The sequence below is a fragment of the Neobacillus niacini genome (genome assembly GCF_046591715.1).
Taxonomy (GTDB): Bacteria; Bacillota; Bacilli; order Bacillales; family Cytobacillaceae; genus Neobacillus; species Neobacillus niacini_L.
This window is the reverse complement of record NZ_JAWVNQ010000012.1, coordinates 1-12,573: the sequence shown is the minus strand read 5'-3', so window position 1 is coordinate 12,573 and position 12,573 is coordinate 1. Positions and strand designations below refer to the sequence as shown.

At 38.1% G+C, this 12,573-nt stretch carries 10 protein-coding genes; 5 read left to right on the top strand and 5 right to left on the bottom strand.

What is annotated here, in order from left to right:
• Positions 1-152: 152 nt before the first annotated feature.
• The 3 genes from SFC47_RS21045 to SFC47_RS21035 form a co-directional block, all read right to left on the bottom strand.
• The gene (locus tag SFC47_RS21045) at positions 153-1,226 is read right to left on the bottom strand and encodes an FUSC family protein (protein WP_411256470.1); all 1,074 of its coding nucleotides are present in this window, start codon (positions 1,224-1,226) and stop codon (positions 153-155) included.
• A gap of 188 nt (positions 1,227-1,414) precedes the next feature.
• Complete coding sequence (locus SFC47_RS21040; protein WP_411256565.1) at positions 1,415-5,884, bottom strand: glutamate synthase-related protein; 4,470 nt, start codon at positions 5,882-5,884, stop codon at positions 1,415-1,417.
• A gap of 286 nt (positions 5,885-6,170) precedes the next feature.
• A complete protein-coding gene (locus SFC47_RS21035; protein WP_411256469.1) occupies positions 6,171-7,466 on the bottom strand; it encodes a glutamate-1-semialdehyde 2,1-aminomutase in 1,296 nt (431 codons plus the stop codon).
• A gap of 175 nt (positions 7,467-7,641) precedes the next feature.
• On the opposite strand from SFC47_RS21035, the gene SFC47_RS21030 reads away from it, so the two are divergent.
• Positions 7,642-8,046: an ion channel gene (locus tag SFC47_RS21030; protein ID WP_411256468.1), complete on the top strand. Its 405-nt coding sequence runs from the start codon at positions 7,642-7,644 to the stop codon at positions 8,044-8,046.
• A 64-nt stretch (positions 8,047-8,110) separates the two neighbouring features.
• Complete coding sequence (bcp, locus tag SFC47_RS21025) at positions 8,111-8,581, top strand: thioredoxin-dependent thiol peroxidase (RefSeq protein ID WP_411256467.1); 471 nt, start codon at positions 8,111-8,113, stop codon at positions 8,579-8,581.
• 39 nt (positions 8,582-8,620) lie between these two features.
• Here bcp and SFC47_RS21020 read toward each other — a convergent pair whose 3' ends face one another.
• A complete protein-coding gene (locus SFC47_RS21020) occupies positions 8,621-9,391 on the bottom strand; it encodes an IclR family transcriptional regulator (protein WP_411256466.1) in 771 nt (256 codons plus the stop codon).
• A gap of 444 nt (positions 9,392-9,835) precedes the next feature.
• Here SFC47_RS21020 and SFC47_RS21015 point away from each other — a divergent pair, with 444 nt between their 5' ends.
• Together SFC47_RS21015 and perR are read left to right on the top strand one after the other, a co-directional pair.
• Positions 9,836-10,393, top strand: coding sequence for a cob(I)yrinic acid a,c-diamide adenosyltransferase (locus SFC47_RS21015; protein WP_411256465.1), 558 nt, complete (start codon positions 9,836-9,838; stop codon positions 10,391-10,393).
• A 103-nt stretch (positions 10,394-10,496) separates the two neighbouring features.
• Positions 10,497-10,934: a peroxide-responsive transcriptional repressor PerR gene (gene perR / locus SFC47_RS21010; RefSeq protein ID WP_411256464.1), complete on the top strand. Its 438-nt coding sequence runs from the start codon at positions 10,497-10,499 to the stop codon at positions 10,932-10,934.
• Between the two features lie 16 nt (positions 10,935-10,950).
• Here perR and SFC47_RS21005 read toward each other — a convergent pair whose 3' ends face one another.
• Positions 10,951-11,316: a YgzB family protein gene (locus SFC47_RS21005; protein ID WP_411256463.1), complete on the bottom strand. Its 366-nt coding sequence runs from the start codon at positions 11,314-11,316 to the stop codon at positions 10,951-10,953.
• Positions 11,317-11,466: 150 nt separating this feature from the next.
• On the opposite strand from SFC47_RS21005, the gene SFC47_RS21000 reads away from it, so the two are divergent.
• The gene (locus SFC47_RS21000) at positions 11,467-12,342 is read left to right on the top strand and encodes a nucleotidyltransferase-like protein (RefSeq protein ID WP_411256462.1); all 876 of its coding nucleotides are present in this window, start codon (positions 11,467-11,469) and stop codon (positions 12,340-12,342) included.
• The last annotated feature ends 231 nt before the right edge of the window (positions 12,343-12,573 follow it).

Sequence of the window (12,573 nt, the reverse complement as noted above, 5' to 3'; positions counted from 1 at the left end):
AGCCCTTGTATTCACAGAGAAGAGGGAGCGGTCACTCATAAGGCGGATGAGAGCCCAAGAATGGCAAAAAGCAGAAAGAGTGGTCACTCATAAGCCCGATGAGAGCCCGAGAACAGAAAAACTTACCAGAAACAACTGGTAAGTTACTTAATTTATTCAATTTCCTTCTGTTCAATGGATACTTCATTATGATGAAATGAATGAAAGCTTGTTATCAGGGTATCTAGATGTTCAACCTGTTCCCCGTACTCAATGATTGAAGAAATAATCTGCATGGTATGATATAAATGCGGGTCATCTTGGTCGCTGAATAGCTTTTGATGGGCCAAGAACAAATCAAATAATTCCTTTTTATTGATACAATTACCGGCCTCATTGTCCAAGGGTGTAGGAACTTTTCCAATATACCGGAGCATTAACTGCTCATGATGGTAAATAACACTGTCGAGCTGTTCCTTTATGGACTGTTGGAAGTTTTCTGGAAGATGAAGCATCTCATTTTCAAATCGATGAAGTTTCTTTAAAGTATCAAGAGCCCTTTTGGCAGCAGATGTCATTTGCCTGAAAATCACAAGTTTTCTCGATTTCTCTAAACTAGTCTTTTTGAAATAACTTCTTTCTTCTTTATACATTAAATAAAACTGGCTTATTTTCATTAAATGATCTTTTAATTTTTCAATATCGGCTTTCAACAAATTGTGGTCAAAGTCATGCCGCGTACTTAATCTTATCCAGCGGATAATTTCTTCTGTTGTCCCTGAAATTCTAAGATAAAGCTTATTTTCATATTTTGGCGGCAGGAAAACAAGGTTGACGATAAAGGCAGAAAATACCCCGATCATAATCGTGGAGAAACGAATTCCTGCGAACGGGATAAAGTCAGTACCGGGAGTTTCCATAATCGAAATTAAAGTAACGAGGGAAAGACCTATTGTATTTTCAATTTTTAATTTAAGATTGATAATAATCACAATCACAGCAGCCAAACCAATGATGATAATGTGATTTCCTAGTAGAAGAACAAAAACGACTGCAAGAATTGCACCAATTAAATTCCCTTGTATTTGTTCTACAATCGTTAAATATGAACGATAAATCGTTGGCTGAATCGCAAAGATTGCAGCAATACCTGCTAATACAGGAGAGGGAGAGTGCAGCAGCTGTGCTAAGTAAAGGGATAAGACAATTGCAATTCCCGTTTTAAAAATGCGGGCACCTAACTTCATTCCTAATGGTTTCCTTTCAGCTTTAATGATTAGTTTTAATTTACTTCATAATGAACATTTACGTACTATACATGGATTCATACATTTAATCAAGAGATATTGTATGAATTTAATCACCCAATCGTTAAATATATTTTCCAATACGCAAAAAAGAACGTCCGGCTTAAAAGCGGACGTTCTTTATTTCATTACTCTGTAGAAACAGCTGGGTCAGCTTGTTCTTTTACTGGAACAATTTGAATAAAATGATCTTCTGGATTAGAGAGAAGTGCTCTAAGCTGATTGGCTTCTTCTGTCTGACCATCATTTGTAAGGACCTCTGTATATTTACCAAGAAGCTCTTTAACATCTTTCATCCCATTTTCGGTTAAGCTCATGACTGAAACCTTAGCACCTTTTGCAATCCTTCTCATGATTGCTTGGGCTGTTAAACCGGCCTCTGGCTGTTGGCGGACATAAACCACTCCGCCAGTCATACCGGCACAAATCCACGGACCTGGATCTCCTAAAACTAATCCCCGGCCATTCGTCATATATTCAAATGCAAATCCTTTAATGTTTGCGTTGGCACCAATGTTTCCAGCTTCTTTTTCAGGAATTGGCTGTTTCACAAAACCGCCGATAATTAAATCTGCACCGGATAGACGAATTCCTGCACGAGCGTCAGCGTTACCTTGGGCTACTAATAGACCTTTTTGGGCGCCATATCCAAAACCTTTTCCGACAGAACCATTATAATAGTTACCATTTTTTCCTCTTGATTTAAGGATAAAGATATTGCCGCCAAATGAAGTTTTTCCAACACCATCTTGACCGCCGCCATTAACAGTGATCTCAATTCCGCCGCTATTATATGCTCCTAAGCCGTTTCCAGGAATCGAACCATTTTTATATTTAAGCTGCACAGGAGGGAGCTCGTGGTATGAACCATCAAGTCTTCCGCGCACACGGTGACAGGAAACTCTGCTTCCTAAGACACGCTGTTCAGAGGTTACAGAATCAAATTCACGAGAAGAATGTAATTGATCTACGCTTGCGTCTAAATACTCTGCACCCACTGCCACTTGCATTTGGACTTCTTGGAAAGACTCTGTTTCTTTTGTTTTTGAGAATTGGCTGATTTCAAGCGGTTTTAATAAATAGGATAGGTTAAGCTGATTCTTTCCTTTAACCTGCTCTAATAAATCAGAACGTCCCACTGCATCCTGTAGGTTTGTAATTCCTACAGAAGCGGCCAAAGCCTTTAATTCATTTCCAAAGGATGAGAAAAGGTTCATTATTCCATTTACAGCCAGGTCAAGCTGGCGTGGTACGAATCTGCGCAGACCATGTTCCTTTGCCTGGACCTCAGACTCAATTTGGGTTGCGATTCCAACGTGACAGGTATCTAAATGACATCCTCGGCAAGTGGTACAGCCGATTGCCAGCATCGAAAGTGTTCCAAAGCCCACTCGGTTTGCGCCAAGGAGCATAACTTTCATGACGTCCATAGCACTCTTCATTCCGCCATCTGCCCAAATTTCTACTTTATTACGCAGGCCGCTTTCAACGAGGGCATTATGGGCTGCCTTCACGCCGATTTCAACAGGAAGTCCTACATGCTGCAGTGCATGGATTCTGGCAGCACCAGTACCACCGTCAAAACCGCTTAAAGTGATAATATCTGCGCCGGCTTTCGCAATCCCAACCGCAATGGTGCCGATATTGGGTACAACAGGTACCTTTACAGAAATTCTCGCTTGGTCATTCCCCGTTTTTAGTTCTAGAATCATTTGTGCCAGGTCTTCAATAGAATAAATATCATGGTTGTTTGATGGTGAAATTAAGTCAGAACCAAGTGTAGCATTACGTGCTGCTGCAACCTTGGCGGTAACCTTAGAACCAGGTAAGTGTCCGCCTTCACCAGGCTTCGCACCCTGACCAATTTTAATTTCTAATAGGTTAGAAGAGTTTAACAGTTCAGCATTAACTCCAAAACGTCCAGAGGCAATTTGCTGTCCCCTTGTTTTTGGATACTTTCCAAGCATATCCTTTATTTCGCCGCCTTCACCATTTAAACTTACCATGTTTAGGCGGTCAGCACCTTCAGCATAGGCTCTAAAGGCAATCTCATTTTGTGATCCAAACGACATGGAAGAGATAATAAACGGCAAATCGTGCTCGCCGACTGTAATATTAACGTCAGTTGGAGAAATAACTTGATTGCTCTTTTTTAGTTGAACTAAATGACGAATGGTTGTTGGATTTTGCTCTTCCTGCTCACTTATTTTATCCCGGTAAGCACTATAGTCTCCAGTTGCCGCCACTTCCCCAATAGCCTTCCAAATACGAGGGAAGAGGTGAAAGGTTTTCCCAACTCTTTCCTTCTCATTATGATAATCCCGAGCTCTGTTAAAAGCATCATTCTTCATGGCTTCATAATTATTCTCAATCTCATCAGAGCCAAAGAAGTTAACGATATTTAATACCTTTGCAATATCCTCATGCAGCCCAATACTTGAGAACAGTCTGCCGTAGCCGCGTAATTCGTGAATACCAATCGTTGAAATGACTTTTTCAAGACCCTTTGATAAAGCACTATAAAGATTAATTAAAGGTTGATTGGATTCATCCAGGACGGTCATGAACATGTAATAAGGGCTGATTAAATCTGCACCGAGCCCAAAAACAGTGACGATGTCATGCAGTGAACGAATGGCTGCAGAACGCAGTACGATTGAACAATTTCTTCTTAATTCTGCTTTAACCAATGCCTGGTCAATTGCTGATGTTACTAAATGCGGGTCAATCCAATAAAAATCTTCTTGATGTGCATTTGCATCATCGAGGATAAGCAGACTCTTGCCAGAATCAACAGCGTGAACAGCTTCTTTCGATAATCTGATTAAAGCAGCATCAATACTCTCATCTTTTCGGAAAGTGGCTGGAATAAATGCAGCCAGCTTTTCTTTCTGGAAATGCTGAATGACTTGGTCAAAGCTAGGCTGACCAATAGATTCTGAACAGTTATAACCTGCTTTACCCTCTAAAAGAAGGGGAGTGGTTAATTCTAGAACGGTATCTATTTTTTCATTTTTAAATAAATCAGGACGTTTTCCAATAATTACTCGTGTAGAAAAATGCTCTGTTTCACGGTCGCGGTCAATCGCCGGATTCGTAACAACGGCTACACTTTCTTTAAAATAATCAGCAAGGTTTTTACGCTCAGGGTTTAGAGCTGCAAGCGGGGCATCATGACCAAGTGAACGAATTGGTTCTACCCCTTTTTCAGCCATTTGCTCGATTAATTGAATATGGTCTCTTTCCCAGCCGAAGGCCTTATATTGGCCGTTATGGATTTTGTCCGGATAATTCATGGTAATGGTCTTTTCTAAAACCGGTGTTTGTAGTCGAACTCTTAAATCTTGTAAACTTAAACGTTTTGAAAAAGTGTTATATACTTCTTTTTGAAATTGGTCATGCTCGTAAACTTCTAATTTACTATTCAGCCATTTGAAGCCGACTTTTTCACCAGGAGCTAAAGGTTTGGGATCATTTACAAACTCACTGGATGGAATGATTCCTGGTTCAGATGAAAATAAGTAGGATGTCTCCGTTTCCAGCATCCAAAGCGGGCGAAGACCAAGTGCATCCACACTAAATACAGCTTCATTACCAAATCTTGAAATAATGCCAGCTGGACCTTGGGCAAAGTGTCCCCATGCTTCACGCATATACGTATATAAGTCTTGTAAATCCTCAGAGTAAGCTTTCATTTCATTTATTATCGGCGGGAATAAGAGATCGATTGCCTCGAATAATGTATATCCGTCACGGCAAATTAATGTTTCCATAGTGCGGCTTAAATCTTGTGAGTCACTGCCATCTTTAACGAGGGGAACACCAATCATTCTTGCTTCGTCTCGAAGCTTTGCAATCGTATTTATTTCTCCGTTATGTCCTAAGACGCTAAAAGGCTGGACCCGGAAGAAACTAGATAATGTATTAGTTGAATAGCGGTTATGGCCAAGTGTGACGGTTGAGGAAACAATAGGGCTGGCTAAATCCAAATAATAGCGAGGAAGAATATCCCCAGCACCCATTACTTTATATACAGCATGGTTTTGGCTTAGCGAGGCAACATGAACATGTTCATTGGTTTCTAGATCAATGATTGCTTCAAATAGAACCTTGGTTAAATCCTGACCGGACTTTTCTGATAGACATGCGAATTGCCAGAAAACGGGATTTTCTTGAATGGCGATTGGACCTAGGGCATTTGAGTCGGTAACTTGGTTTGTTTCATAGATGATTTTTAGTTCGTAGTTTTTTAGTTTTTGAAGTAAATCTTGTTTAGTAGAGTCCCAGTCAGCTTTTTGGCTGATAAAGACATGACCAACAGCAAAGCTATCTGAGTCAGCCAGTGAGGGATCTACATTTGCATATTGTAACTTTTCCTTCCATAGAGCCTTTGGAATATCAATATGAACTCCAACACCATCGCCTTCGCCGTTAATAAAACCAGCACGATGATTCATCGTAACAAGGGCATCTATGCAATCAAAAATGTTCTTTCTTGTAGGCTGCTTGTTTTTTTCAAGACAAGCTACAATTCCGCATGCATCATGTTCATGCTTATGGAAATCTTTAAAAAGGGAAGGGTTCCATCTTTCTGTCATATAAATTGGCTTCAGCATAAATTTCCTCTAAAGCCTCTTCACCTCCTATTAGCTTATATGTGAGAATTGTTGACAAAAAATTTCGGGCACAACAAAACAGATTGTGTGAAAATAATATATCATACGAATTTTCAGAAATCAAATAAATATGCAGGATTGTGGATAGAAAAATAAGGGAATGGTGACTAAATTAATATAATGAAAGTTATAATGTAAACGTTTTCAAAGTAAAAAATAAAAAAAGAGAGTGAATATCACTCTCGATAAATGAATAAAAAATGTATATTTATTCTTCTGCAAGTATAGAAAATGCATTATTCACAGCATGAAGTGTTGCTTCGATGTCCTCTTCTGTATGTGCAATGGTCAAGAACCAAGCTTCATACTTAGAAGGAGCGAGGTTTATACCTTGTTGCAGCATTAACTTGAAGAACCTGCCAAACATCTCACTGTCTGTATTTTCGGCCTGCTCATAGTTTTCAATTTTTTCATTTGAAAAATAAACAGTAAAAGCACCCTTTAACCGATTGATGGTAATTTGAATACCGTGCTCTTTTGCAGCTTCATGTATTCCATCTTCCAACATGGCCCCTAAGCGATCAAGGTAGTCGTAGACACCTTCTTGCTTCAATACTTCGAGACAGGCGATTCCAGACAGAATAGAAGCTGGATTTCCTGCCATTGTTCCGGCTTGATAAGCAGGGCCAAGCGGAGCTACACTTTCCATAATTTCCTTGCGCCCGCCATAGGCTCCAATTGGCAGACCCCCGCCAATAATTTTCCCGAGTGCTGTTAAATCTGGCTGAATCCCTAATAAATCCTGGGCACCGCCATACATAAAGCGGAAAGCGGTAATAACTTCATCATAGATGACAAGTGCACCTTTTGCATGAGTTAGGTCATTTACCTGCTGTAAGAATCCAGGCTTTGGCTCAACGATTCCAAAGTTCCCAACAATCGGTTCTACTAGGACCGCGGCAATTTGGTCTCCCCATTTTTCTAATGCTTCTTTAAATGGCTCGATATCATTAAAAGGGACCGTTATGACTTCTTGTGCAATACTCTTTGGAACACCAGCAGAATCAGGGGTTCCAAGCGTAGAAGGTCCGGACCCGGCAGCAACGAGAACAAGATCAGAGTGACCATGATAACATCCGGCAAACTTGATAATTTTATCTCTGCCCGTATAGGCACGAGCCACACGAATTGTTGTCATGACTGCTTCTGTCCCTGAGTTTACAAACCGAACCTTTTCTAAGTAAGGCATGGCGTCCTTCAGCATTTTTGCAAACTTTACCTCATGCGGGGTTGGAGTGCCATAAAGAACACCGGTCTCCGCCGCCTTTCTAATTGCTTCGGTAATATGAGGATGAGCATGACCTGTGATAATTGGACCGTATGCAGCAAGGTAATCGATGTATTGATTGCCATCAACATCCCAAAAATAGGCACCCTGGGCACGTTCCATTACTACTGGGGCACCGCCCCCTACGGCTTTGTAAGAGCGGGAGGGACTATTTACCCCGCCGACGATATGTTCTAGCGCTTCATTATGTATACGTTCAGAATTAGTAAATTGCATTCCTTTACCTCCTTGAATGGCTTCCTTCCTATAATAGCACTTTTTTCATTCACTATTATTTGTTTTACTTTTTAAAATTTTCCTGTTAATTCAGCTTTAATGAGGAATGTTGATATTTTATCGTCCAAGCCTGCATAGTTATAGATTAATTGAGGTCAAGTTGAGGTGGCTGCCGATGTTCTATTTCTTACTGCCAATTGTTATCTTCTGTATCTTTATGAGTATAAGAACATTGTTTATTCCGAACACAATAAAAGGAAAGTTCGTATCCATTGAAAATGCACTTTTTTTAGGGTCGATCTATCTAACAGTTATTCTTGGGTTTGGGCTCATCTATTTGTTGTTTGAATTAAAGGGAGTATCATTGCTAGTCGAAACAAATACTGAAAAAAACTATAACTTGTTCGAAACAAGCTTTTACTTTAGTGCGATGACACTGTTTTCCGTAGGAAATGGAGATGTGATTCCTCATGGACTGGGCAGGATGGTGGCAGTTATCGAAGCATTAATCGGCTATACACTGCCTGCAGCGTTTGTGGCACGTGCTTTAATGGACAGAGAGGTTAAAGAAATTAAATAGTTGTATTGTTGGCCATGTTTGGTTAGGCTTATGGAAGAGAATATATTCCATGAGGTGAGTATGTATGGCGATTGAGCTAGGAAAGAAAGCTCCAGATTTTGAACTATTAGCTAGTAATGGCGAAAAAGTAAAACTTGCAGATTTCAAAGATAAAAATGTTGTATTATATTTTTACCCAAAGGATATGACTCCCGGCTGTACGACACAAGCATGTGATTTCAGGGATTTTCACGGGAATTTTTCTGAGCTGGAAACAGTTATTATTGGAGTAAGCCCCGATCCAATAGAAAAGCATGAAAAATTTATCAATAAATACAATTTGCCTTTCATACTCTTATTTGATGAAGATCATCGTGTTTCTGAGCTGTATGAGGTTTGGAAGTTAAAGAAGAATTTCGGAAAAGAGTATATGGGAATTGAAAGGTCAACATTTGTCATTGATAATGATGGAAAAATAGTAAAGGAATGGCGAAAAGTTAAAGTAAAAGGACATGTGGAAGAAGCACTGCAGTTTATAAAAGAGAATCTAACCTAATAACAACAAGAAGCGGGGAAAACTCCCTCGCTTCTTTTATTATTGCTCCTGTGTCTGATAACCGAAACTAGCTGATATTTCTTTGCTGATTTCAATCATATATTGAGATAGTTCATTATGTTCATTTTGAGGAATATTCTCAGAAAATCCTACAACGGTTACGGATCCCAGAAGTCTTTTCTTATAGTTTAATACCGGAATGGAAACGGATGAAACCGATGGGACCAATGGTTCCCTTGCGAAGGCAATTTTCTTTTCTCTGATTGTTTTACATTCGTCGTCAAGCAAACCTGCCTTTTCTGGAGGTATTTGCAGAAGTTCTTTTTCTTTCCACTCACGAATGTTATGTTCATCCATAAAGGCTAAAAACACTTTACCCGATGCTGATCGTATAGGAAGTAAGGTTCCTATTTGAGCCCCAATATTAATCCCCCGATTTATATTCAACTCTTTAACAATCATTGGACCACTTTGAGTCCAGCTGGAAAACATAACTGTACTCGAAAATTTCTCGTTAATTTCCTGAAGGAAAGGTGTAATCCGGTCGATAACATTTTCTTGATCAACAGCAGCCATTCCATATTCTATTAACTTGCTCCCCAATACAAATTCGCCCGTATCCTTATAGCGATACAGAATACCTAATTGTGTGAAAGTGTTCAAATATTTATAAAGATTACTTTTTGTAATTTGCGTTAATTCTTGGATCTCCGAAAACTTTAATGGCTTGCCCTGCTTTGCGATCGATTCAATAATTCCCATACCTACTTCTAATGATTGAATAGTTGTTCCTTTTTTTATAACATCCATGTTGAACCTCCTATAACCTTAATCCCTATATTACCATAGCAGAATTATAAACAAATATAGTGAAGTTCTTGAACATGGAAAATTTAATGGATATAGTTGCAGCAGGTCTTTTGTGTTCTTTTTATGTTTCCTCTATAAAGAAACAGCCCCTGCTAAAGTTCAATCATTTCCAAATACCGATGCAGTTATCCGAGTATAATCTAAATTTTAGGATTAAAAAGGAAATGGAAAATGGAATTTGGCATTATTATTTTTAGCCTATTTTCGTTAGAAAAGGCATTTGTCCAATGCAAACAACTGTAGATTGAATATCATTTTATTAGGGCATACCTCCTCAGATAAAACTTGTTGGGTCGATTATCGACCCTTTTTTTATTTTATAAATATCTTTGGGTATGTACATATATTAGAATTAAGGAAATGAACTTTAAAGGGGGAACGAAGATGAAGATTTATACAAAAACTGGTGATAAGGGCACGACATCTTTAATCTATGGGCAAAGAGTCGCAAAAAATGACTTGAGGGTAGAAGCGTACGGTACATGCGATGAAACCAATTCACTCATTGGGCTGGCATTAAGTTATTTAAACGGTGAATCTTTTCAAAAGAAAGAATTAATAGAGAATCTGTATCATAAAATACAAACAAATCTGTTTCATGTCGGTGCAGAGCTTGCTACACCAAAGGGTAAGGAAGTTAAGTGGTCACTAAATCCTAGTGATATTGAAGAAATGGAAAAAAATATTGATGAGTTAAATGAATCACTTCCGGTCCTGACGAATTTTATTTTGCCTGGAGGGCATTCAGCCGGAGCTGCTTTCCATGTTGCTCGTACCACAGCTAGAAGAGCAGAAAGGTGTGCCGTTTCTTTGGGGGAAGAAGTAAATCCACTGGTTTTAGCCTATTTAAACAGGCTATCTGACCTGCTGTTTGTTACAGCACGATTTGTAAATTATGTCCTAGGTGTTAAGGAACAAACTTTACACAATGAAAAAAAGTAAACATTTGCTTTATTATGATATTACAATATTGACAAAAGTATTAATTCCTTAGTAAACTAATTATAACAATTATAATTTAAGAATATTTTTGGAATAGAGGTGCATGGCGATGAATCAGTTAAAAGAAGCATTGGAAACTTTAAAGGAAACCGGAGTACGGATTACTCCACAACGTCATGCGATACTTGAATATTTAATAAACTCGATGTCACATCCTACTGCAGATGATATTTATAAAGCCCTAGAGGGAAAATTCCCTAATATGAGTGTGGCAACAGTTTACAATAATTTACGAGTATTTCGTGAAGTAGGTTTAGTCAAAGAATTAACATACGGTGATGCATCAGCGCGTTTTGATTTTGTAACATCACATCACTACCATGTAATTTGTGAAAACTGCGGGAAAATAGTGGACTTTCATTACCCAGGGTTAGATGAAGTGGAACAACTTGCTTCGCATGTCACGGGGTTTAAAGTTAACAACCATCGCATGGAAGTTTACGGAACATGTCCTGAGTGTACAAGTAAAGAAGTGCATTAATAAAGCAAAAAGCCGATTAAGAAATCGGCTTTTTATTTTTTGATTTTTTATTATAAGATTCATCAAACTCTTTGCCCTCAAGGTTTGGATCCAGTGTTAGAGTTTCCCGGCAATGCATACATATATCCACTTTTCCGAGCATTTTCGTGTGTTTACCACAGCTTGGACATGTTACTTGTATCGTTTTAGTCGATAACAAGCCAATCCAAAAATAAACAACTGTGCTTGCAATAATAAATAAAAGTCCTATAAGCATAAAAATGGTCATGATAAGTGGAGAGTTCCGAAAGTAAATTCCACCGTACATTACAATAAAGCCAATAAAGATTAAAGATAAAGCAAAACTACGGATTTTATTTATTTTACTAGAATATTTAGCCATAAATTCTCCCTCCTAGACAAACTATACCATATTTACATCTTGTGAAAAAATGTTATGTTAAAGTATGTCGAAATTTGTCTTCTTAATAAGAAGGAGATTTATTATTACTGTCGAACATATAGTTTATCGAAAAATATGGAGGAATGATGAATGAAAGACATTCTTCGGCCCATTTATCAGGAACGGGCTAGTCAATCCAATACACTTGGAGTTTTGATGATAGAAAAAAGACATAAATCAAGTCATACCACAGACACCTTTGATGTAATACTTTTAATTGTTGTTAAAGAGGGAGAACAGCCATTATTAATAAAGCATTATACTTATAATGATATGAAGGCGGCTATGCATATCGTTACTGAGAGCCAATTAAATGATTGGCTTCTACTAGGTACAAATCGCAAAATATTTGAATGGCTCCAAAATGCAAAGATATTGTTTGACCGGAATGAATATATTGCAAATTTAAAAACAGAATTACGTGAGTTTCCTTTTAATGGCCGTAAAGTAAAAATGGGTTTAGAATTTGCAAAGCTGATTAGACGGTATATAGATGGGAAGGCACTCTTTGAAAACAAACAATATTTAGACGCATATAATTATGTTGTTCATTCATTACATCATCTAGCGAGACTTGCTGTAATTGAAAATGGTCTTCATCCAGAATTAACGGTTTGGCAGCAGGTAAAGCAAATTGAACCGGAGATCGTAAAATTATACGAAGAGCTTGTTAATAGTGAAGAGGCAATCGAAAAAAGGCTGGAGTTATTATTTTTAGCTAGTGAGTTTATGATACATTCTCGAACTAAAGTAGGTTGTGCTCATCTTATTGAAGTTTTAAGTATGAAGGAGTATTGGACCTTCAATGAGATTCAGAATGAGAAAGAGTTGATTCCTTATTCTGTAGATTTGGCTGTTCTCATCGAGTTCCTAATTGAAAAGGGATTAATAGATGTTGTTAGTCTCGATACAAAGGGACATGGGATATTCCATAGATGTTATCAAGTGAGTGAAAAATTATCTTAAAAATTAATAAAACCTATTGACCTTTTTTGAGATACTTGTTATATTAATAACCGTCGCTGCGAACGAATGACTTAATTCGCAACTGGCGGTTATGTTTTTTTGAAAATAATATTGACACTATAAAATGAGATGTGTTATATTATGAAAGTCGCTTACGAGCGAAGTTATTAATTGCTCTTTGAAAACTAAACGAACAAGAACGTCAACAAACAATTTTTATAGCTTTTTTAT